Genomic DNA, 21,371 nt, shown 5'->3' with positions numbered 1-21,371 from the left:
ATGCCCGGAAATCGCCCGATCGCCATCGTCGGCATGGCCGCGCTCTTCCCGGGAGCGCCCGACCTCGCCACGTACTGGCGCAATATCGTCCATGGCGTCGACGCGATCACCGATGCCCCCGCGACCCGCTGGGACGCCGCGTACTACGCCCCGGACGCCGAACGCCGTGCCGACCGCGTGTACTGCCGGCGTGGAGGATTCATCGACGGCATCGCCGACGTCGACGTCACCGCCTTCGGCGTCATGCCCGCCTCCGTACAGGCCACCGAGCCCGACCAGCTGATCGTGCTGCGGGTGGCGTCCCAGGCGGTCCAGGACGCCGGCGGCGCCGACCGGCTCCTCGCCGACCGGCGCCGCACCGGAGTGATCCTGGGCCGTGGCGGCTATCTCACCCCCGGCCTGGTACGCCTCGACCAGCGGGTGCGCACCGCCGGCCAGCTCGTGCACACGCTGCGGGAACTCCTGCCGGACCTCGGGGAACAGCGCATCGAGGAGGTGCGCCGCGCCTTCACCGACCGACTGGGTCCGGAAGCACCGGAGTCGGCCATCGGCCTCGTGCCCAATCTGGCCGCCTCCCGGCTGGCCAACCGCCTGGACCTGCGGGGCCCGGCCTACACGGTGGACGCGGCGTGCGCCTCCTCGCTCATCGCGGTCGACCACGCGGCCCGAGAGCTGGAGAGCGGCCGGTGCGACGTCGTCCTGGCCGGCGGAGTCCACCACTGCCACGACATCACACTGTGGAGTGTGTTCTCGCAACTCGGCGCGCTGTCCCGGAGCGAGCGCATCCGGCCGTTCCACCGGGACGCCGACGGAGTGCTCATCGGCGAGGGCACCGGCGTCGTGGTGCTCAAACGGCTCGCCGACGCCGAGCGCGACGGCGACCGGATCTACGCCGTGATCACCGGCACCGGTGTCGCGGGCGACGGTCGCACCGGCAGTCTGCTCAGCCCGGACTCCGAGGGCCAGGCCGAGGCGATCCGCGAGGCATGGCGCTGTGCCGGCCGGGATCCCGCCGAGCCCGGTGCCGTGGGGCTGCTCGAAGCCCACGGCACTGCCACACCGGCGGGGGACGCCGCCGAACTCGACACGGTCGCCGCGGTCTTCGGCCCGCCGGGTGACACTCCCCGAGGCGTGATCGGCTCGGTGAAGTCCATGATCGGTCACACGATGCCGGCCGCGGGAATCGCCGGGCTCATCAAGGCCGCTCTCGCCGTGCACCACGGGGTCCTTCCGCCGACCCTGCACTGCGACGACCCGCACCCGGCACTCGCCCGCACCCGCTTCACCACCGCGGACGCCGCGATGCCGTGGGTGACCGACCCCCACAGCCCCGTACGCCGTGCCGCGGTCAACGCCTTCGGCTTCGGCGGCATCAACGCCCATGTCGTCCTGGAACAGCCCGCGTTCACCGCCACCCCCTCCTCCGGCCCCGGCGGACCCGCCACCGTGGTGTGCGAGCCCGAACGGGTGCTGAGACTGGCCGCCGCGACGCCCGCCGAGCTGGCCCGCATGCTGGACCGCGACGACGCGGCCCTCCTCGCCACCGCGTCGGACGAGACCGGACCCCGGCCCGCCGGTCCGGTCCGGCTCGGGGTGGTGGACCCGACGGCCAAACGTCTCGCCCTGGCCCGCAAGGTGGTCGGCCGGGGCGCACCGTGGCGCGGCAGGAACGACCTGTGGTTCGTCCCCGAGCCGCTGCTGGGTGACACCGGTGGCCGCCTGGCCTTCGTGTTTCCCGGGCTCGAAGCCGAATTCGACGCCAACTGCGACGATGTCGCACGCCACTTCGGCCTGTCGCCGTCGCTTTCCGGTACCGATGTCAAGGTCGGCGACATCGGCCGCCAGGGCACCGGCGTCTTCCAGCTCGGCCGCCTTCTGCACGCCGCACTGGAGCGGATGGACGTCGTGCCCGACGCGCTCGCCGGACACAGCCTGGGCGAGTGGACCGCCATGGCCGTCGCCGGGATTCATGCCGAGAAGGAGGTCGATGCCTTCCTGGCTTCGTTCGATCCGGACGCGCTGCGCGTGCCGGGCCTGGCCTTCGCCGTGATCGGTGAGCCCGCCGATCGCGTCATGAAGGCCCTTGAGGGACAGACGCGGGTTGTCCTCTCGCACGACAACTCACCCCACCAGTCCATGATCTGCGGCCCGTCGGCCGCGGTCGACGAATTCGTCGACCACTTCCGTGCCAAGGGCGCGATCTCGCAGGTCCTGCCGTTCCGGTCAGGCTTCCACACCCCCATGCTCCGGCCCTATCTGGACCCGATACGGAAGGCGGCGGACACCTACGGGCTGCACCCCGCGCGGCTGCCGGTCTGGTCCGCCACCACGGTGGGGGAGTACCCCTCGCGACCGGAGGAGATACGCGAGCTGTTCGTGCGGCACCTTCTGGAACCGGTCCGCTTCCGCCAGGTGATCGAGGCCATGTACGCGGCCGGTTTCCGCGCCTTCGTCCAACTCGGAGCCGGCCAGGTCGGCTCGCTGATCGCGGACACACTGCGAGGCCTTGACCACCTCGTGGTGGCCGCCCATTCCCCGCACCGCTCCGGCCTTCCCCAACTGAGCCGGGTCGCCACCGCCTTGTGGGCCGACGGAGCCGAACCGGACCGGACCGCGCTTGGCCCCACTCCTGCGCGCAAGGCCGCGCACCGCCCGGTCAGGCTCGACCTCGGCGGCGCCCTGATCTCCCTCGACGAGTCCACACGCACGGCGCTCGGCGCCGCCCTGGCCCCGCCGCGCCGGGCGGTGCACGGCGCGCGGACCACCGCCCTCGACGCCCTCGCCGCCGAGAACCCGCTGGCCGCCGACCTCTCCGCGCTGCTCGACGACACCGCGGCGCTCGCGGCGGATGTGCTCACCGCGGGCCACCGCGGTGGCCCGCGATCCACCACGCCCCGGACCGGCGCGTACACGCCCGCACCCCGGCCGGCCGGACCTCCCGCCGGCCCGCCACCGGCCACCCCGGGCGAACTGCGGACATCGCTGCGGGTCTCGGTCGACACCATGCCGTACCTGCTCGACCACTGCTTCTTCAAGCAACCGCCGCAGGCCGATCCGTCGGACCGCTGGCCCGTCGTGCCCGGCACCACCGTCATCGGGCACCTGATGGACTTCGCCGAGCGGTCAGCACCCGGTCTGCGCGCGGTGGCCGTCCACGACGTCCGGCTCACCCAGTGGATCACCGCCGTCCCCGTGGTCGACATTCCCGTACACGTCGCACCCCGGCCTCCGCACCCCTCGGGGGCGACCCGGGTGACCGCCACCCTCGGCCCCTACGCCCGGGCCACCGTCGAACTCGCGCGGAACCATGATCCCCGACCAGCCGCCGCCTGGACCTTCCCCGAGGACGAGGAGCGCCCCTGCGGCATGACGGCCCGTGAGCTGTACACCCGGCGCTGGATGTTCCACGGCCCCCGCTTCCAGGGCGTCACCGGACTGACCGCGGTCGGCGACGCACACGTCCGAGGAGTCATCACCACCCCGCCCGCCCCGGGAGCCCTGCTGGACAACGTCGGCCAGCTGCTCGGCTACTGGATCATGTCCCAACTGCCCACCCGGACCACCGTCTTTCCCGTCGGAGTGCGGGAGATCCGCTTCCACGGCGCGCACCCCGCGCCGGGCGAACGGCTCGACTGCCTCATCCGCATCGTCTCCGTCACCGACACCACGCTCGAAGCCGATATGCAACTGGTCCGACAGGGCCGCGTCTGGGCCGAGTTCAAAGGCTGGCGCGACCGCCGCTTCGACAGCGATCCGCACCTTCGCCGGGTGGACCGCGAACCGGAGCACCACACCCTCTCCGAGCCGCAGCCCGGCGGCTGGGCGCTGCTCCATGAACGCTGGCCCGACCTGGCCACCCGCGAGCTGATCATGCGGAACATGCTGGCCGGGGAGGAACGTACCGCCTACGATGCGCACGCACCGCGTGGCCGGCGTCAGTGGCTCCTCGGCCGGATCGCGGTCAAGGATGCGGTGCGCCGGCGGCTGTGGGACGCCGGCAGCGGCGGGATCTTTCCCTCGGAACTACGGGTCGCCAACGACCCCACGGGCCGCCCGTACGTCACCGGCGCATACGGCCGTACTCTCCCCGACCTCCATGTCTCCCTCGCCCACCGGGCAGAGGCCGCGGTCGCGATCGCGAGGACCGGCCCCTGCGGCATCGACATCGAGGAGGTGACCGAGCGCCCGGACGGAACCCTTGAGGTGGCGCTCGGCGCTCAGGAACGGGACCTGCTCGCATCGATGGTCCGCGACACCGGCGAACCCGAGGCCCTGTGGTTCACCCGCTTCTGGACCGCCAAGGAGGCCGTCGGCAAGGCCCGCGGCACCGGCCTGGCCGGAGCCCCGAAGAACATCGAGATCAACGCCGCCACCGGCACAGCACTGACCGTCCGCACCGGGGGCGACACCTACCACGTCCATCACCGGACGGTCGGCAACCCACCCGGACTGCCCACCAGGAACTACGTCGTCGCCTGGACGACCGCCCACGATGAGGAGAGCGACGATGACCGCTGAAGGCCACCGCGCCGTACTGTCCGCCCGGCTCGAACCGACCGTGCTGGACGAGGTGACCGGCATGCTGCGCGAGGTGCTCGGCGAGTACGGGTTCACCGACGCCGAGATCACCATGAACACCCGATTCCACGACGACCTCGAACTTGAGAGCATCGACCTGGTCACGCTCTCCGCGGCGCTGCGCGAACACTACGGTGACTCCGTCAACCTCGCCGCCTTCATCGCGGACCGCGGACTTGAGGAGATCATCGCGCTGACCGTGGGTGACCTGGTGCACCACGTCGTGGCATCCCTCTCCGCGCCCGCGGCCGAGGAGGTCTGAACATGGCGAAGGTCCGCGTCGGCGCACTCGACGTCCACGTACAGCGCATGCCGGCGGCCGGTCCGCCGGCCGAAGACCCGCCGCCCCTCGTGATACTGGTCCACGGTCTGCTCATCGACAGCCTGGCGAGCTACTACTTCTCGCTCGGCCCCGCCTTCGCCGAGCGGGGCATGGACGTCCTCATGTACGACCTGCGGGGGCACGGACGCACCAGCCGGCCTGCCACGGGCTACCGCCTGGAAGACTTCGTATCGGACCTGGACGGACTCCTCGACACGCTCGGGGAGAACCGCCCGGCGCATGTCGTGGGCAACTCCTTCGGCGGCGCCATCGCCTACGGGCTGGCCGCCGCCCGGCCCGACCGCGTCCGGTCCGTCATCGCGATCGAGTCCGAGCCGCCGGTGAAGTCCTGGGCCGAGAAGATGGCCGAGGGCCTCACCGGCGAAGAAGGCGGCCTGGTGGTCAAGGAGGTGCGCACCTGGCTCGCCGAGGATCCCGAGCGCAACGCGCGCCCCTTCCAGCTCGCCGGACGGATCCTGGACAGCACCACGCTGGGCGAGGACATCCCGCGCAGCCGTGTCCTGGACGCCGGGTTCCCCGAGATCCGCTGCCCCGTGTTCGCTCTGTACGGCGCCGACTCCAAACTCTCCGGCCAGGCCGCCCACTTGGCCGCCACACTTGAGCACTGCCGCACCGTCGTCCTGCCCGACCAGGGGCACTCGGTGCTCGTGGAGCGCACGTCGGAGACAGCCCGCCTGATTCTGGACTGGTTCGAGGACGACATCCACACCCCTCTGAAGGCGGGCTAGATGAGCCGGTTCCTGTTCGTCGTGCCGCCCCTGGTCGGTCACATCAACCCGGCGGTCGGCACCGCGGCCGTGCTCGCCGCGCGGGGGCACGACATCGCCTGGGCCGGACCTGCCGACCTGGTTCACCGCCTGGCCGGACCCGACGCACGCGTGTTTCCCTGCGTGCTGCCCGACCCGGCCCTGGAGAACGCCGGGGAGCTCGCGAGCCGGAGCGCCGACCTGAAGGGCCCCGCGGCCTTCCAGTTCCTGTGGGAGCGGTTCCTGATCCCGCTCGCCGATCACATGGCCCCCCGAATACGCACGGCCATCGAGGAGTTCGGCCCGGACGTCGTGATCGCCGACCAGCAGACCGTAGCGGGCGGCCTCGTCGCCGAATCGCTCGGCCTGACCTGGGTCACCTCGGCGACCACCTCGGCCGAACTTGTCGACCCGCTCGCGGGCATGCCCAAGGTGGCGGCCTGGCTGGACGGCCTCATCGAGGCACTGCGCGGTCGGATCGCGGGCGGAAGGGGCACGGCCGACCCGAGGATGTCTCCGCACGGCGTCCTCGCCCACACCACCAGAGCCCTGCTCGGCCCGACCCCACTGCCCGAACACGTATGGCTGGTGGGCCCGTCCGTCACCGACCGTCCGGAATCGTCCGACTTCCCCTGGGAATGGCTGGAAGGAGCGGAGCGCACCGTCCTCGTCAGCCTGGGCACCGCCAACGGGGATGCGAGCGGGCCGTTCCTGAACGCCGCGGTCCGGGCGCTGTCGGACCTGCCCGGAATACGCGCCGTCGTCGCCGACCCCGCAGGCACCGTGACCGAGTCGGGCGAGAACATTCTGCTGCGCCCGCACGTGCCCCAACTACCGCTGCTCGCCCACGTCGACGCCGTCGTCTGCCACGCCGGGCACAACACCGTCTGCGAGGCGCTCTGGCACGGCGTCCCTCTGGTGGTCGCTCCGATCAGGGACGACCAGCCCATCGTCGCGGGCCAGGTCACCGCCGCGGGCGCGGGCGTCCGGCTGCGCTTCGGCCGTGCCGACGCGCGACGCATCGCCGACGCCGTCGGCACAGTCCTGGACGAGGCGGCCGGACACCGCGAAGCGGCGCATGCGATCGGCCTCTCGTTCCGGGCGGCGGGCGGAAGCGAAGCAGCGGCCGACCGTCTCGAAGGTCTCCTGTCGCGTCCCAAGCCGCCCTCCAGCAGCCACGCGTGCGAGCAGGAGCAGGAAAGGACGGGCACCCGATGACGGATGGCAACCCATCTGCCGACAGCCCTCCGGGAACCTTCGGCTCGCTCCTCGGCCACGCCCGGCCCCACTGGCGCGCCCTGACGCTGTCCCTCGTCCTGAGCCTGCTGGCCGGCGTTTCCGGACTCGTCCAGCCGAAGTTCGCCCAGCACATCCTGGACCGGCTCGCCACCGGTGGGAGCGTTGCCCGTCCGATCGCCGTGCTGGCGGCACTGCTCGTCGCGGGCGCGCTCCTGACCGGGGCGAACGCGTGGCTCGAACAGCGCACGTCCGAGCGCGTGGTCCGGCACGTCCGCCGCGACCTGGTGCACCGCCTGATCCGGCTGCGTGTGACCGAGATCGACCGCCGTCCGCCCGGCGACCTCATCGCGCGCGTCACCTCGGACAGCACCCTGCTCAAGAGTGCCGCCACCCAGGGCCTGATCATGTCGGTCAACGGGCTGCTGACATTCGTCGGAGCGCTGGTCATGATGGCCACCCTGCACCTCGGGTTGCTGGCGGCGACGGTACTGGTCCTCGCGCTTGTGGGGGTCGTGATGACCGTCGTGCTGCCCCGGATCCGGCGGGCCGTCGCACGCGAGCAGAGCGCGGTCGGTGTCGTCGGTTCCCTCCTGGACCGCTCGCTCGGGGCAACCCGCACGGTCAAGGCCAACGGCGCCGAAGGCCGCGAGACGCAGGCGGCCCAGGACGCCGTGGAGGACGCCTACCGCGCGGGCCTGATCAGCGCGCGCTACAGCGCGATCGTCACCATGCTCGGCGGCGCTTCGATCCAGACGGCGTTCCTGGTGGTGCTCGGACTCGGCGGGGTGCTCGTCGCCAACGGCACCATGGACGCCTCCGCGCTCATCGCCTTCCTGCTGTACGTGTTCTTCCTGGCGAGCCCGATAGCCTCGCTGGTCGGCGGGGCGGCGATGCTGCAGCAAGGTCTCGGCGCCGTCGGCCGCATAGAGCAGGTCGCGGTCCTGCCCCTGGAGGACGACATCGACTCGGCGCTCGCCGACGTCACCACGTCCGGCCCGCCTCCGACGGTCGAAGTGGCAGGCCTGGAATTCGCCTACGCAGGACGGTCCCCGGTGCTGCACGGCGTGAGCTTCACCGTCCCCGGCGGTACCCAGACCGCACTGGTCGGCCTGTCGGGGGCTGGGAAGACCACACTGTTCTCACTGCTGCAGCGGTTCTACGAACCCACCGCCGGGTGTCTGCGTATCGGTGGGCAGGACATCGCGTCCCTTCCCCGCGCCGAGGTGCGCCGCCGGATCGCCTACGTCGAGCAGGACGCCCCCGCTCTGGCCGGCACCTTCCGCGAAAACCTGCTGTACGCGGCGCCGGACGCCCCCGACGAGGACATCGCCGAGGTTCTGCGGGTCACCCGGCTCGACGACCTGATGGCCCGGTTGGACAAGGGCCTGGACACACCGGTCGGAGCCAGGGGTGTCACTCTCTCCGGCGGTGAACGCCAGCGGCTGGCCATCGCGCGCGCCCTGCTGCGCCGACCGGAGGTACTGCTTCTGGACGAGGCAACGGCTCAACTCGACGCGCGCAACGAACAAGCGCTCAGCGAACTGGTCGCCGGCCTGGCCCAGCACTGCACGGTGCTGCTCATCGCGCACCGGCTGTCCACCGTGATCGAGGCGGACCAGATCGTCGTCCTCGAACATGGCGAGGTCCGGGCCGTGGGCACCCACCACGCGCTGATGGATGACGACGAGCTCTACCGCGAACTCGCCGCCACCCAGCTTCTGGCCCGGGCGCCGTCGGCCAAGTGACCTTGTTCCATGGGCCGGCGACTCCTCGGCCTCCCCCGGCACGTTCTTCGGGCCGGGGGAGCGGGCGCTCACCGAAGAGACGTGCACCAGGGCCGGTACACCTGCGCGTGCACGGCCTCGAAGACCCGTACGGACCTCAGGACATCGCCCGTCCCCGGCCTGCGGGGCTACGGATGCAGGAGGGTCTTGACCATCCCGTCCTCCTTGTCCTGGAACATCGCGTACGCCTTGGGGGCGTCCGACAGCGGAAGGTGATGGGTGGCGAATCCGTCCACTCCGAGCACGTCCTCGTCGTCGAGCAGCGGAAGGATCTCCGGCACCCAGCGCCGGACGTTGGCCTGGCCCATACGCACCTGGATCTGTTTGTCGAACAGGGTCAGCAGGGGCAGTGGATCCGCCGCGCCTGCGTAGACGCCGGAGACCGAGACGGTTCCGCCGCGGCGCACCACGTCGATCGCGGTGTACAGGGCGGACAGACGGTCCACACCCGCGTGCTCCATGAGCCTGCGGGCGACCATGTCGGGCAGCAGGCCGGTGGCCCACTGCGCGGTCTTCGCGAACGGCGCGCCGTGGGCCTCCATCCCGACCGCGTCGATGACGGCGTCGGTTCCCCGGCCGTGGGTGATCTCCCGGATCGCGTCCGGCAGCTCCTTGCCGCAGCGGTGAGCGTCGAAGACCTGAACACCCCGCGCGGCCGCCCTGGCGAGGCGTTCGGGCACCAGGTCGACGCCTATCACCAGTTCGGCGCCGAGGTGCCGGGCGACCCTGGTCGCCATGTCCCCGATGGGCCCGAGCCCCAGCACCGTGACACTGCCACCCGGAGGAACGGACGCGTACCGAACCGCCTGCCAGGCGGTGGGCAGCACGTCGGACAGGTAGACGTAGCGGTCGTCGGGCGGACCGTCCGGGACAGGGATCGGCAGTGTGTTCCCGAACGGCACGCGCAGCAGTTCGGCCTGCCCGCCGGGCACCTGCCCGTACAGCTTCGTATACCCGAACAACGCGGCTCCGGTTCCCTGCTCGCGGACCTGCGTGGTCTCGCACTGGGAGTGCAGACCCCTCTCGCACATGAAGCAGGTGCCGCAGGAGACATTGAACGGGACCACGACACGGTCACCCACCCGCACCGCCGTGACGTCACGGCCCGCCTCCTCCACCACCCCCATCGGTTCATGGCCGAGGACATCGCCCTGCTCCAGGTACGGTCCGAGTACTTCGTACAGGTGCAGGTCGGAGCCGCATATTCCGGTGGACGTGATGCGTACGACGATGTCGGTGGGGCCCTCGATGTGTGGATCGGGGACGTCCTCCACCCGTACGTCCCGACGTCCCTGCCAGGTGAGTGCACGCATGGTGTCTCTCCTCACTGTGGTAGACGTGTTTCGGCGGGACGGGCCCGCCCCGTCCCGCCGAGGGACTCCACGACCGGCCATGCGTGGCTGTCGCCTCGCCCCCGCTGCCGGCCCGACCCTCACCGGGTGTTTGCGGCGAGCGCCAGTACGTTCCGCTTGCTCACGCCGCTGTCAGACATTCCTGGATCCTTTCGGGAGGAGCGGTCCGCTCGGGGCGAGTGCGCAGCGGTGTTCCCTCGTGTCCCGGGGCTCGGGAGGGCAGCCCATTCGTCCGCAGGGCGAGGCATCCGGCAAGGGCGGATACGAGGGGTCAGCCGACCGACCCGGCGAGCACCGGCCCGCTGGTGGGCGACTCGACGCCGAATGGAAGGGGGGACGCCTCCGGTGGTCCACAGGCATGCGCCACGCCTCTCCGCCCGGCGCTCACGTCCACCGGAGCGGTGGGGGACCAGTCCGGCGTCATGCGGAGGTTCCGCCCGGCGGGTCAAGCGGGCGAGGTCTACGGCGCAACCACAGATCGGGTGCGGGACCCGGCCGAAGAACAGGCGAGACCCGCGCTACCTGGACCGACCAGCTGCCCCGTTCGAGAGCCGGTGCACCATGCCCCTTCAGGCGCTTGCCCGGTGGTCCTACCAGTAGTGCCTTCGCCCGGCGACAGCGTGTCCCATCCCGCCCAGGATCCACAGGATCAGCCCCACTACGGCGAGAATGATCCCTATCGTCCACAGGATGGAAATGCCGGTCACGAAACCGACGACAAGCAGGATGACTCCAAGAATGATCACGACACGCTCCGATCTCGTGTGTGCTCTTCTTTCACTCTGGCTCCAGTGAGCCACCACGGCAACTGCCGGGCCCGTTGGCCCAGCAGGCCGTTGAGGATGCCGAGCGGCGCAGCAGGTCGTCGAGGCCGCCGAGCGGCGTGGCGTGCTGCGGAAGCCGGGGGCGAAGAGCCCCGCAACACACCGGTCCGGGCCCGGCGCGTGGCTGCTTCGCGGGCATCTCCACGAGGCGTGGCGGAGCGGCATCTGTGACCCCAATGGTGGGCTGCCCGACAGACATTCCTTCGGCTGCAAGCTGCGGCCTGAGCGCCGTCCGGACGGTAACGCCGCACGGTTGCCGAAGGAGCTTGCCGGCTTGCTCGGGATGCGTAGGCCCCGAGACCGACCACTCTGGAGACAGAGCAGGGGTGTGCCGGCGAGGCAGCCTCCTGCACAGATTCTGACCAGCTGCAAATTCCGCGAAAAGGTGACGTGCCCATGAATGAAGGAAACAAGATCCTGCTTGCCGCTGCCTTGGTCGGCGGATATGTTCTGGGCCGAACGAAAAAAGGACGATTCGCTCTCACTGCGGCGTCCTATATTGCTGGGCGTCAATTCGGTATTGAGCCACGACAGCTTGTGGCCCAAGGGGTGCGTAAGCTGGGAGAAATTCCCCAGGTTGCGGAACTGGGTGACCAACTGCGCGGGGAAGTAATGGATGCCGGCCGAGATGCTGTCACCACTGCTTTCAACCGCCGGATGGCGACACTCGCTGATTCGCTTCATGAGCGAACAGCCCAGCTGGAGAATGGTGGTCGAGAAGCCGAGGGAGAAGAGGAGGGTGAGGGGAGGGACGAGCGCGAGGCGGAGTACGGATACACCGATGAAGAGGAGCCGGAAGAGGAATACGAGGAGGAGGAAGAAGAATCAGAAGAGGGAAGCGAGGAGGGCGACGAGGGTTCGGAGCAGGGAGAGGAGCGGGAGGAGCAACCCCGACGTCGTACTTCACGAGCTGCTGAAGAGCCGGCGCCGCGGAGGCGCAAGTCGGCCGTGGGCCGACGCGAAGCGTCGAAACGTGCCAGGAGAGATCAGCGCAAGCCGGAGTCCGAAGAGGCCACCAAGAAGAAAACGGCCCCTGGTAGGGCAGCGGCCAAGAAGTCTACGCCAGCCAAGAGAGCAACAGCCAAGAAGTCTGCGCCCGCCAAGAGAACGGCTAAGAAGTCTGCGCCCGCCAAGAAATCTGCTGCGAAAAAATCTGCACCCGCCAGGAAAACTGTCGCCAAGAAAACTGCCGCGAAGAAGTCCACGACAAAGAAAGCTGCGACGCATAAAGCCACAGCCAAGAAGGCGCCGGCCAGGAAGGCTACCGCGGGGAAGAAGACCGCCCCTGCTGCGAAGAAGGCCGCCAGGAAGAGTGCCAAGAAGGCATCGTCGCGCACTGAGCGCCGGAGGTAATGGATCATGCCGAAAGCGGAACAGGGTAATGCGTACTCGGGACTGGATCGACTGCGCGAGGAACTCGGGGACTACCTGACGGCCCGGGTGGGGGACTTGGCGGAAAGAGCCGGCGACAGGCTGATCGATGCGACGGACCAGCTGGCCGACGTTGTCGAGAACGGCGGGTCGCTCTCCAAGATCGGAGCCAATCTCCTCGGAGGTGACTCGCCCGTCAAAGCTGTGCTCTCCGGCGCGGCGAAGAACGTCAAGGACAACATCGTGGAGAAGGCTCAGGGCGTCCTGGGCGGAGGGAAGGGGCGCAAGTCGGGAGACAAGAAAGTCACGAACATCATCGAGGTCATCGACGTCGGTGTGCCGTTGCGTACTGCATACGACCACTGGACGCAGTACGAGAAGTTCAGCAGCTTCACCAAGGGTGTGCGGGACGTTTCACGGACCGATGAGACATCAAGCGACTGGAAGGCCAAGGTTGGTCCATCGACCCGTGGCTGGAAGGCGACCGTTCAGGAGCAGGTGGCGGACGAGCGCATCGTCTGGACCTCCGAGGGGGCCAAAGGGTCGACCCGCGGCGCAGTCAGTTTTCATGAACTGGCACCCGGATTGACAAGAATTGTACTGGTAGTTGAATACTACGCGTCCGGTCTCTTCGAGAAGACCGGAAATCTGTGGCGTGCTCAGGGACGGCGCCTTCGGCTGGACCTCAAGAACTTCCAGCGCCACGTCACGCTCACCGACGAAGAGCCCGAGGGCTGGCGTGGAGAGATCCGCGATGGCGAGGTCGTGCAGACCCACGAGGACGCTCTTGAAGAAGAAGCCGAGAACGACGAGGACGAGCGCGGGGCGTACGACGAGGACGAGCGCGGGGCGTACGACGAGGGCGAGCGCGAGGGGGAGGAGTACGACGAGGATGAGGGCGAGGGGGAGGGCGAGGAGTACGACGAGGAGTACGACGACGATGAGCGCGAGGGGGAGGGTGAAGAGTACGACGAGGACGAGTACGACGAGGACGATGGAGACGTCGAAGGGGAGCGGCAAAGGGTGAGGCGGTGATGAAGAAACGGGGCGCCCCTTCGCCGGCGTGTGGTCGGCGCATCAAGCCCTTGCTCGTTCGTTCGGCCCACCAGCAACGTAGGGCCGCCTGACTGGCAACCGGACGCAGTCCCGCCGTCGCCCCGAGTGCGGCAGGCCTGCGCCTGGCCCTCTCGGCACCGTCAGTGCTCGAAACCGTCAATGCCTGAAGGCGTCCTTGCCCTTCTCGATCACCTGCTTCACCTGCCCCTTCGTCTTCTGGGCCCTGCCCTTTCCTTCTAGGCTTTCATTTCCCACGGCCTTACCGGTCGCTTCCTTGGTCTTCCCCTCCGCTATTTTTCCAATGTTCTTGGTCTTTTTTCCGATGCCCATTTCGTGCTCCGTGCGAGTCATTCGGGCGGTGGCAGCAGAGACCCGAGAGGTCCGAGATCCAGATTGAGGTCTTCCATGGAAAGGTCGTAGCGCGCGCAGAGTTCAATCATACGACTGTGCAGAATCATCAGAGTTGTTCCCAGCTGTTCCTCCTGTTCCTCGGTGAGGTCTCCTGCGTCGACCCGATGAAGGGCTTGGCGCTCCATGAGTTGTCGCAGCAGCTCGACGACGGTGAGGACGAGCTTGATCAGGTCCCGTTCCACCGTGTCCGGTGCCGTGGTGACCCGGCGGGCCGGCCTTCGCGCTTCCGCCCTGTCCCGGGGCGGGGCGTCCTGTGGCATCGCGGGCAGCAGGCGGAATGCGCGGGCGGCGGCGTCGGCTACCTCGTCGAGGCGATTACCAGGTGGACGTTCCTCAGAAGACGTCATGGTCCTCTCCTGTGTGTGATGAGACGGCATTCCACGGAGAGGGGTTCTGCTCGCTGATGGAGACGATCAGAGCACGCAGCGATATGCGCACGAGGTCGATATCCGCGATGGAAAGCACGACGTCGCCGGTGAGGACCACGCCACCAGTGAGCAACCGGTCCAGCAGGTCGATCAGCGCGATCTGCCGTTCCGGCAGGGGCTGCTGCGACGTGGCAGGAAGGCCGCTCGCCGCCCTCATGGGGCAGCCCCCCTCAACGGTTCGATCTCGGCGGCGAAGGAGTACGGGGGCCACGGACCGGTGATCTCGACGCGGACCCCGTGAAGACCTTCCGTGGTCCTCATCACGGCGGTGCGAAACCCTTCGGCCTGGTGCAGCGGCACGAGGTAGGCGTCGTTGACGACGTTCTCTCCCGGCCCGCGAGCGAGCTCACCCTGCTGCGGTCGGTGCTGCACGCGATCGACCGCATGGGCGCGGGCGGCGGTCCGAACGCGCTCAGCTGCCCGTTCGGCATCCTGATAGGCCTCTTCGCGCGCGTGCCGCTGTGCCCTGCGCCGACTGAGATATGCCCGTCCAGGGCTCAGGTCCGTCAGTGTGTCCGCTTCGGCCGGGCCCTCACTCGCCGCGGCGTCTTCGACGTAGAGCTTGACGCCCCACTCCACCTGTGCCGCCAGGTCCGTCAGCCGACGATCGAACGACTCGTGGTGGGCCCGGAGCATGACACGTACGCGTTCGTCGTCCAGGTACACCGTCGCCAGACGGAGCGGCAGGACGGTGGTGCGGGCGGCCAGTGCCTCGATCACGTGGTGGTGGGAACGGGCGACGGACTCCAGCCATTCGAGGTCCTCAAGATGGGCCCGTAGCGCAGCTTCTTGGAACTCCCGCTCGGGTACCGGGCTCACGGCGATCACCACATCGTGGCCTTCGGGCGCCCGCACCAGATGCACTGGTGCATCCGATACCCCAGGGAGCTCGGAGACGGCCCCCGCCAGTGATCCGTCGCCGTCCCGCGCGACGGCGTACGCATAGGTGACCGCTCCGGTCATGTCTCGTCCCGCCCTTCACCGCGCGCTCTGGAATCTGCCCGTCCGGTGCGTGAGGTGCGGCGGGGAGCCGCAGGACGACTCTCTTCCTCGGCCGGTGGCAGCTCCCGGTCCTCGTGCAGGGCGGCGATCTCGGCATGCAGCCGTTTGTTCTCCTCGGCCAGTGACCGGTAGTCGTCGTTGGCGCCGGAGGACAGTGCCGGGTCGTGCTCCCACCAGTCGATGCCCATTTCCTTCGCCTTGTCCACCGAAGCGACGAGAAGGCGCAGCTTGATGGTGAGCAGTTCGATGTCCAGGAGGTTGATCTGGATATCGCCGGCGATGACGATGCCTTTGTCCAGGACCCGTTCCAGGATGTCGGCGAGATTGGCCGAGGAGCCCTGGCCGTACGGGGCGGACCTGGACGGCAGATCGCCCAGTCTCCTGGCGACGGAGTCGGACACGGACCCTGCACCTCGATTCCCTGGTATGACGTCGCATCAACAGCGCCGCCGGCCGTTCTCATTCGTTCCGTGGATCGCGGGCGATCAGGCGGAGGTGCCCCGGAAATGCCCCCTGATCTCGTCCAGCCGGTCCAGCAGCTCGTCCTCGCGACGGTCGAATGTCTCCTCGTCGATCTCCCCGGCCAAGAGCTGCCGTTCCAGTCGGGCGAGTTCCTGTTCGACGGGTGCTGGATCGTAGTACTCGTTCTCCGCGGCCTCGACCACGCGCTCCATGACCCAGGCCACGCCTCGCACCGGAGCCAGTGGAAGGGTCGCGAGCTGAGTCAGCAGTCCCATGAAGGCTCCCTAGACGAAGCTGTAGGCGGGCAGTGGACCGAGGAGCCGCAGGTCGAAGTCCTCGCCCAGTTCCTTGGCAAGACCCCGCTCCTCGCTGAGAAAGCCCTGCTCGTCGTCCCGTGCCACGAGGAAGGAAACGTTCAGGAAACCGTTCCCGGTAGCCTGCGACGAGCGTTCCTCCCGCGCGAATCCGCGCAGCGCGTCGAGAACCCCGGCCGCGAGATGGTCCTGTCGGGCCTGCACTTCCTGAGAGACCAATTCACCGAGGGCAAGGGGTAGTTCCGGACTGCTGTCACCACTCCTGATCGCCTCGTTGAGCTCTCGGGCCTCATCGGACTCCTGAAGTATCTGGCGCAGCAGGGCGTTCTCGTCCTGGGCGGCCTTCAGGTGGTACTCGACGCAGTCGTCCAACGCTCGCAGACGTTCGCCGAACTCATCCGCGCGGTCCTCCAGAACCGCTCGCACCGCATCGTCGTCCGGGGCCGTGAAGCCGAACTGCAGCGGCAGAACCGTACCGTCGGTCATCAGTCTTTCCTGGACAGCCTGGTGCGCGCCGAGATCCCGACGCTTGGGCCGCAGTTCCTCGGGCGCGTCGCTGACGACAGCGGACAGTTTCCCGGTATGCACCGTTCGCAGTGCTGCGGGCGGATCCCCCACCCCGTCGAGGCCGTCCAAGCGCTGGGGATGGGAGGTCAGGACGATCGAGTAGATGTACACGGCCATGGCTCACTCCTCGCGGCGCCGGGCGGCGGGCCGACGCCGCGGCCGCTCCCGCCTCTCCTCGGGCTCCTTGCGCTTCTTTTCGGAACGTTCGGTCTCCTCGTCGTCGTCGCCCCCCTTGAGGGCATCGGTCAGCACCTCGGCGGCCCCGCTCAGGGCCCCCTTGGTCTTTCCCTGTGCTCCGCCTTCGGTGACCTCGCCGACCAGGTCGGTCAGCTGGGACGGGGCCTTGCGGCCCTCTTCCAGGTCGAGGCGGTTGCACGCCTCCGCGAAGCGCAGGTAAGTGTCCACGCTCGCCACGACTATGCGGGCATCGATCTTGAGGATCTCGATGCCGACCAGCGAGACACGCACAAAGACATCGATGACCAGGCCACGGTCCAGAATCAGATCGAGGATGTCGTAGAGATTGGCGGAACCTCCTCCACCGCCCCTGGCAACGGCTCCTCCGGCTTGCGGCACCACAGTCATGGTGCCCCCTTTCAACGGCTCACTCCGATTTGGCGCGGCCTTCACGTCCGAGCGGCGGCGGCGCGTGGGTGGCGTGACACGGAGCCTCAGCCCCGGTCGATCTGCCCCCGGGTGTAGCGCCGTGTGCGTTCGTACGACACCAGTTCGCCGCCCTTTTCCAGCAACACGCGGTAACTGGCCATCACGCTTGTCGTGCCGGGAACGCGTTCCAGCTCCAGGACTTCTACGTCCGCCTGCCAGCCGTCTTCGGTCGGTTTCAGCGCCGAGACGGATTCGGGAGCCCGTCCGAGAAGCTCCTGGAGCTGCTCAGCCGCGTACCGCATGGCCTTCGGTGCCGAAACCCGGCGGGGCGCGCGCTTCGTGGCGCTCGTACGGTCTTCGGCCCGACCCGTGTTTCCCTTCCCGGCGGTCTTCCTGCTGGACGGACGCCGGACACTCTCTGTCTCGCCTTCTTTGCCTACGGCCATGTTCCCTCTCCGGGCTTTCGGAGACGACATGCTGCCCGCGCCCTGTTCAAAAGACGCCATCCCATGGTAGTCGGAATGCGCCGACCATTCACGGTTCCGGGGGGCCGGTGCGTACGAAATGCGACCGGACACGGAGTGATGCCGAAGGCGTGCTACCAAAGAAACTCCGACGACAGCGGCGAAATTCATTTCGGTGCTCATGCGCGTGCTGGAGCGGGGGACCGGGGCACAGACGCAACGGGAACTGCTCGATCCACCGGGAGTCCTCGTGACGCGGTGACCGAATGCGTGTCCAGGACACGCGGTTGCCCCATGAGGAGCCCACCCGGCGCCCCGTCAAATGGCCTGAGTATGTGCCGAGTATCGGCAGCGGGGGAGAGGGCGGGACCAGGGGAAATCAAGTGGTCGCCGTCCAGGCGTCCAGCGGGCGTCGACGAGGATCAGGTGGCCGTGGCACGGCACCGGGGTGAGACCGCGCAGGCGACCGCCCGGTTGGCGTTCGTAGCAGTGGTGGCCGTTCAGCCCTGTCGGAGCAGGGCTTCGAGAGGACGCACGCCGGCGCCGGAGAACAGGCTGCGGGCCGTGGTGATGCGGCGCTCGCGCGCCGGGCCCGAGGCGGTCAGTTGGTCCAGGGCCCGGATCAGGGCCCACGGGTCCGGTGCGTATTCGGTGACGCCGTGCTCGGCCATCCGTCGGGCGCCCTCCCTGCCGTGCCCCGGAATGGGCCGATAGCTGACAACCGGCAATCCGACGGCCATCGCTTCGAGTGCCGTTTGTCCTGCCGCGTTGTCGATGAGTGCGCGGGAGGCCGCCATAAGTCCCGGCATGTCGTCGACCCAGCCTCTGGCATCGGCATGGGCGATGCCGGACAGGTCCCGGCGCAGGCGCGTGTTCGTACCGCAGAGCACGACTGGTCTGTAACCCGCCGAAGCCACCCACCGTGTGGTCTGCCCCAGGTGGGCACCGGCGCCCCAGGCCCCCGTCGAGATCAGCACCGGCGGACGGTCCGGCGAGTCGAACCGCCGCTGCCAGTCCGCCGCCGTCGGAGCCGGGGCGTGGAACCGGGTGGCCACCAGAGCGCCGGAGGCGACGGCCGGTCGCCGTACCGCTCGCCGTACCTGATGCGCAACGTCGGGTGTGAGACACAGATGGAGGTCGTTGCCCGGATGCATCCATTGGCGGTGAACCGCGAAATCGGTGATGACGACAGCGCTCGGGACCTGAAGCGCGCCGCGCGAGCGGAGCCTGCCGGTGAGCTGAGCGGCAAGATGGAAGACGGGGACAACCACGTCCGGCCGTTGTCGTGCGACGAGCATCAGCAGTCTTCGCTCCGCGAGGGCGGCCAGGGGGGCGCTCCCGGGGCGGGGGCCGGCCCCGGCGCGGAAGAACGCCGCGTACAGACCGGCATAGACCAGGGGCGCGCGGCAGATGACCGACCGGTAGAAGGCGCGCAGTCCGCTGCCGACACCGGTGGGCAGCAGGTCAAGGACATCGACCGTCGTCGTCAGCCCTCCGCCGGCCTCCAGCCGACGGGCCAGTTCGGTGGCCACCGCGTGGTGGCCGGAACCCATGCCCGCGCTCAGGATGAGGAAGCGTCCGGGCGCCATGTTCATCTCGCGTGCCCCCTCGTCCTGGCCCTCGTACATGAGGGGGCGGCTACCGGCCCCCCGGGCCTGGGTCCCTGGTCGCCGTCCGGAGCCGGCAGCGCCGAAGGCTCCTTCACCCGTCGTAGCGGAACCACCCCCCGACTGTCCGGGGATCCGATGCGCGGCCGGAGGCTCAGCCGCGTGACCAGCAGGTACATGACCACCTCGTCCGAGCATTCGGAGCAGTTACCGGAAGCAACACGGAATCCGGCTCTTCCATTCTGTGGGTGCGAGCGGTGCGGTGCAGTGAGGCATGGGCCCCGGCGGTTTACCGACGCCCGTCCGGGCTACTCCTAACCCGACGCGGCGGCGCGAGGCCCCGCCCTTCTGAACGGGTGAGGGGCCGGGACACCGCGTCGTTCCGTGCTTGAGGCAGCCGTACCGTGCTTGAGACAGGGGAGAGGCCATGTCACGTGCTCCTGGGATCGCTCATCGCGGCGTGCCCGGCGGTGATGCGTCGGACGGCAGGGGCGTCCGGGCGGGTGTGGCGCTGGTGACAGGGGCCTCCTCGGGTATCGGCGCCGCGGTCGCACGCCGGATCGCGGCCGAAGGCGGCTGGCGGCTCCTGGTCGCCGGTCGCGACCGCGAGCGGCTGGACGACGTGGCGACGACGACGTGCTCGACGGCTCTCTACGCGGACCTGATGTCGGCCGGCAGTACGGAGCGACTGGTCGAGGAATCCCTCGACCACGCCGGCCGGGTCGACCTGCTCGTGGCGGCGGCGGGCGTCGGATGGGCCGGCTCCTTCCGTTCCATGCCGGCTGCCGCCGCCGACCGGGTCCTCACCGTGGATCTGGTCTCCGTCGTCCATTTGGTACGACTCCTGCTGCCGCACATGCTGGCGGCGGGGCGCGGGCACATCGTGCTGATCGGATCGGTGGCGGGATCCGCAGGGGTGCGCGGTGAGGCGGTGTACTCGGCGGCGAAGGCGGCCATCGCCACCTTCGCCGATGCCCTGCGCTACGAACTGAGGGGAACCGGAGTACGCATCACCCATCTGGTCCCCGCAGTGGTGGACACTCCGTTCTTCGAACGCCGAGGGGTGCCCTACACCCGGTCGTGGCCCCGGCCCATGCTGCCGGAACGCGTCGCGGACGCGGTCTGGGACGCCGTCGTGGCGGGCCGCGACGAGGTGTTCGTCCCCGGCTGGCTGCGTCTGCCGGGATGCGTGCGCTCCGTCGCCCCCGGGCTCTATCACCGGCTCGCCACCCGCTTCGGCTGAACAGCGACATGAACGTTCTCGCCGTGACGCTGGCGCTGTCGGCAGCTCTCGCCAACGGCGCCGCATCCGTGCTGCAACGGCGGGCCGCCATGGAGCAGGTGGAGTTCGAAGGAGCGGGCAGCAGACCGGACGCGCGGCAGGCGACACGCCGACTGGCACAACTGGTACGCCGCCCTGTCTGGCTGGCCGGTGCGGCGGCGCTCGGGCTGTCCGCCGCCTTTCAGACGGGCGCGCTGGCGGTCGGCAGCCTGTCGGTGGTCCAGCCGCTGATGGCGAGCGAACTCCTCTTCACACTGTTGCTCGGCACCGCGGTCTTCCATCACCGTCCGGACGGCAGGACATGGACGTCGTTCCTGATGCTTGCCATGGGGCTGGGACTCTTCCTGGTCGCCGCCGGCCCCTCGGCGGGTCAGGCAACGGGACAGGCCGGCACGTGGCCGGCTGTAGGCATCCTTGCCGCGACGGCCGTGACCGCGCTGACCCTGCTCGCGCGGACCCTCGACGGCGCCGCCCGCGCCGCGGTGCTGGGCTGTGCCACCGCAGTCTCCTTCGCATGCACGGCTGCTCTGATCAAGGAGGTCACGGGCCGGATCCCGGAGGGTGTGGCCGCGGTCTTCGCCACGGCGTACCTGTACGCGATGTGCGGTGTCGGTCTGCTGAGTCTGCTGCTGCTCCAGAGCACGCTGCGTGCCGGGACACTCGCCGCCTCCCAGCCGGCGCTCACCCTGGGGGATGCGCTGGTGGGTGTGTTGCTCGGGAAGACACTGTTCGACGAACGGATCGCGCTGGGCGTTCGTCTGCTGCCGGCCACGCTCGGTGCCTGCCTGATGGCCGCCGGAACGGTGGGGCTGTCGCTCTCCCCGGCGGTGGCGGGCCACTGGGACTCGACGAGAGGGAACGACAACCCGACGGCCCGGACACGACCGCAACGGACGGCCGACAACGACGGAGGCACGGAATCCCGATGAACAGCC

General features: G+C 69.2%; 21 protein-coding genes. 9 read left to right on the top strand and 12 right to left on the bottom strand.

The window, feature by feature from the left end; all coding sequences use genetic code 11:
* The 5 genes from ACGF8B_RS10935 to ACGF8B_RS10915 are packed head-to-tail and all read left to right on the top strand — an operon-like array spanning window position 1 to window position 8,651.
* Window positions 1-4,518: a beta-ketoacyl synthase N-terminal-like domain-containing protein gene (locus ACGF8B_RS10935; RefSeq protein WP_392736847.1), complete on the top strand. Its 4,518-nt coding sequence runs from the start codon at window positions 1-3 to the stop codon at window positions 4,516-4,518.
* Entirely contained in the window at window positions 4,508-4,840 is a 333-nt protein-coding gene (locus ACGF8B_RS10930) for an acyl carrier protein (protein WP_392736845.1), read from the top strand. The genes ACGF8B_RS10935 and ACGF8B_RS10930 overlap by 11 nt, the downstream gene beginning before the upstream one ends.
* Window positions 4,841-4,842: 2 nt before the next feature.
* Window positions 4,843-5,649, top strand: coding sequence for an alpha/beta fold hydrolase (locus ACGF8B_RS10925; RefSeq protein WP_392736843.1), 807 nt, complete (start codon window positions 4,843-4,845; stop codon window positions 5,647-5,649).
* Complete coding sequence (locus ACGF8B_RS10920) at window positions 5,650-6,885, top strand: glycosyltransferase (RefSeq protein WP_392736841.1); 1,236 nt, start codon at window positions 5,650-5,652, stop codon at window positions 6,883-6,885.
* Window positions 6,882-8,651, top strand: a complete 1,770-nt coding sequence (locus tag ACGF8B_RS10915) for an ABC transporter ATP-binding protein (RefSeq protein WP_392736839.1) — start codon at window positions 6,882-6,884, stop codon at window positions 8,649-8,651. Before ACGF8B_RS10920 ends, ACGF8B_RS10915 begins: the two co-directional genes overlap by 4 nt.
* Window positions 8,652-8,818: 167 nt before the next feature.
* On the opposite strand, the gene ACGF8B_RS10910 is transcribed toward ACGF8B_RS10915, so the two are convergent.
* Window positions 8,819-10,003, bottom strand: a complete 1,185-nt coding sequence (locus ACGF8B_RS10910; RefSeq protein WP_392736837.1) for an alcohol dehydrogenase catalytic domain-containing protein — start codon at window positions 10,001-10,003, stop codon at window positions 8,819-8,821.
* A 629-nt stretch (window positions 10,004-10,632) separates the two neighbouring features.
* Complete coding sequence (locus ACGF8B_RS10905; protein ID WP_342286487.1) at window positions 10,633-10,788, bottom strand: DUF6131 family protein; 156 nt, start codon at window positions 10,786-10,788, stop codon at window positions 10,633-10,635.
* A 474-nt stretch (window positions 10,789-11,262) separates the two neighbouring features.
* On the opposite strand from ACGF8B_RS10905, the gene ACGF8B_RS10900 reads away from it, so the two are divergent.
* Together ACGF8B_RS10900 and ACGF8B_RS10895 are read left to right on the top strand one after the other, a co-directional pair.
* Window positions 11,263-12,219 (top strand): histone protein, encoded by a 957-nt coding sequence (locus ACGF8B_RS10900; protein WP_392736835.1) that lies wholly within the window; start codon window positions 11,263-11,265, stop codon window positions 12,217-12,219.
* Window positions 12,220-12,225: 6 nt separating this feature from the next.
* The gene (locus ACGF8B_RS10895; protein WP_392736833.1) at window positions 12,226-13,272 is read left to right on the top strand and encodes an SRPBCC family protein; all 1,047 of its coding nucleotides are present in this window, start codon (window positions 12,226-12,228) and stop codon (window positions 13,270-13,272) included.
* A gap of 177 nt (window positions 13,273-13,449) precedes the next feature.
* Here the strand turns inward: ACGF8B_RS10895 and ACGF8B_RS10890 are convergent, their stop codons facing one another.
* The 10 genes from ACGF8B_RS10890 to ACGF8B_RS10845 form a co-directional block, all read right to left on the bottom strand.
* Window positions 13,450-13,623: a CsbD family protein gene (locus ACGF8B_RS10890; RefSeq protein ID WP_392736831.1), complete on the bottom strand. Its 174-nt coding sequence runs from the start codon at window positions 13,621-13,623 to the stop codon at window positions 13,450-13,452.
* Window positions 13,624-13,640: 17 nt separating this feature from the next.
* The gene (locus ACGF8B_RS10885; protein ID WP_392736829.1) at window positions 13,641-14,051 is read right to left on the bottom strand and encodes a gas vesicle protein K; all 411 of its coding nucleotides are present in this window, start codon (window positions 14,049-14,051) and stop codon (window positions 13,641-13,643) included.
* Window positions 14,038-14,289, bottom strand: coding sequence for a gas vesicle protein (locus ACGF8B_RS10880; protein ID WP_392736827.1), 252 nt, complete (start codon window positions 14,287-14,289; stop codon window positions 14,038-14,040). The genes ACGF8B_RS10885 and ACGF8B_RS10880 overlap by 14 nt, the downstream gene beginning before the upstream one ends.
* Window positions 14,286-15,095 carry a GvpL/GvpF family gas vesicle protein gene (locus ACGF8B_RS10875; protein ID WP_392736825.1) on the bottom strand — a complete coding sequence of 270 codons (810 nt, stop codon included), beginning with the start codon at window positions 15,093-15,095 and terminating at the stop codon, window positions 14,286-14,288. Before ACGF8B_RS10875 ends, ACGF8B_RS10880 begins: the two co-directional genes overlap by 4 nt.
* The gene (locus ACGF8B_RS10870; RefSeq protein WP_392736823.1) at window positions 15,092-15,535 is read right to left on the bottom strand and encodes a gas vesicle protein; all 444 of its coding nucleotides are present in this window, start codon (window positions 15,533-15,535) and stop codon (window positions 15,092-15,094) included. The genes ACGF8B_RS10875 and ACGF8B_RS10870 overlap by 4 nt, the downstream gene beginning before the upstream one ends.
* Before the next feature lie 84 nt (window positions 15,536-15,619).
* Window positions 15,620-15,871 carry a gas vesicle protein GvpG gene (locus ACGF8B_RS10865; RefSeq protein ID WP_392736821.1) on the bottom strand — a complete coding sequence of 84 codons (252 nt, stop codon included), beginning with the start codon at window positions 15,869-15,871 and terminating at the stop codon, window positions 15,620-15,622.
* A 9-nt stretch (window positions 15,872-15,880) separates the two neighbouring features.
* A complete protein-coding gene (locus tag ACGF8B_RS10860; RefSeq protein ID WP_392736819.1) occupies window positions 15,881-16,594 on the bottom strand; it encodes a GvpL/GvpF family gas vesicle protein in 714 nt (237 codons plus the stop codon).
* A gap of 3 nt (window positions 16,595-16,597) precedes the next feature.
* Window positions 16,598-17,062 carry a gas vesicle structural protein GvpA gene (locus ACGF8B_RS10855; RefSeq protein WP_392736817.1) on the bottom strand — a complete coding sequence of 155 codons (465 nt, stop codon included), beginning with the start codon at window positions 17,060-17,062 and terminating at the stop codon, window positions 16,598-16,600.
* A gap of 86 nt (window positions 17,063-17,148) precedes the next feature.
* Complete coding sequence (locus ACGF8B_RS10850; RefSeq protein ID WP_392737418.1) at window positions 17,149-17,529, bottom strand: gas vesicle protein; 381 nt, start codon at window positions 17,527-17,529, stop codon at window positions 17,149-17,151.
* 518 nt (window positions 17,530-18,047) lie between these two features.
* The gene (locus tag ACGF8B_RS10845; RefSeq protein ID WP_392736815.1) at window positions 18,048-19,175 is read right to left on the bottom strand and encodes a galactosyldiacylglycerol synthase; all 1,128 of its coding nucleotides are present in this window, start codon (window positions 19,173-19,175) and stop codon (window positions 18,048-18,050) included.
* 406 nt (window positions 19,176-19,581) lie between these two features.
* Between ACGF8B_RS10845 and ACGF8B_RS10840 the strand changes: the two genes are divergently transcribed.
* Window positions 19,582-20,397 carry an SDR family NAD(P)-dependent oxidoreductase gene (locus ACGF8B_RS10840; RefSeq protein WP_392736813.1) on the top strand — a complete coding sequence of 272 codons (816 nt, stop codon included), beginning with the start codon at window positions 19,582-19,584 and terminating at the stop codon, window positions 20,395-20,397.
* Window positions 20,398-20,405: 8 nt separating this feature from the next.
* Window positions 20,406-21,365 (top strand): DMT family transporter, encoded by a 960-nt coding sequence (locus tag ACGF8B_RS10835; RefSeq protein WP_392736811.1) that lies wholly within the window; start codon window positions 20,406-20,408, stop codon window positions 21,363-21,365.
* The last annotated feature ends 6 nt before the right edge of the window (window positions 21,366-21,371 follow it).

It is taken from the genome of Streptomyces sp. NPDC047917 (assembly GCF_043204345.1).
GTDB classification, from domain to species: Bacteria; Actinomycetota; Actinomycetes; order Streptomycetales; family Streptomycetaceae; genus Streptomyces; species Streptomyces sanglieri.
The sequence above is the reverse complement of the archived record's forward strand: the minus strand, read 5'-3'. Positions and strand labels throughout refer to the sequence as shown.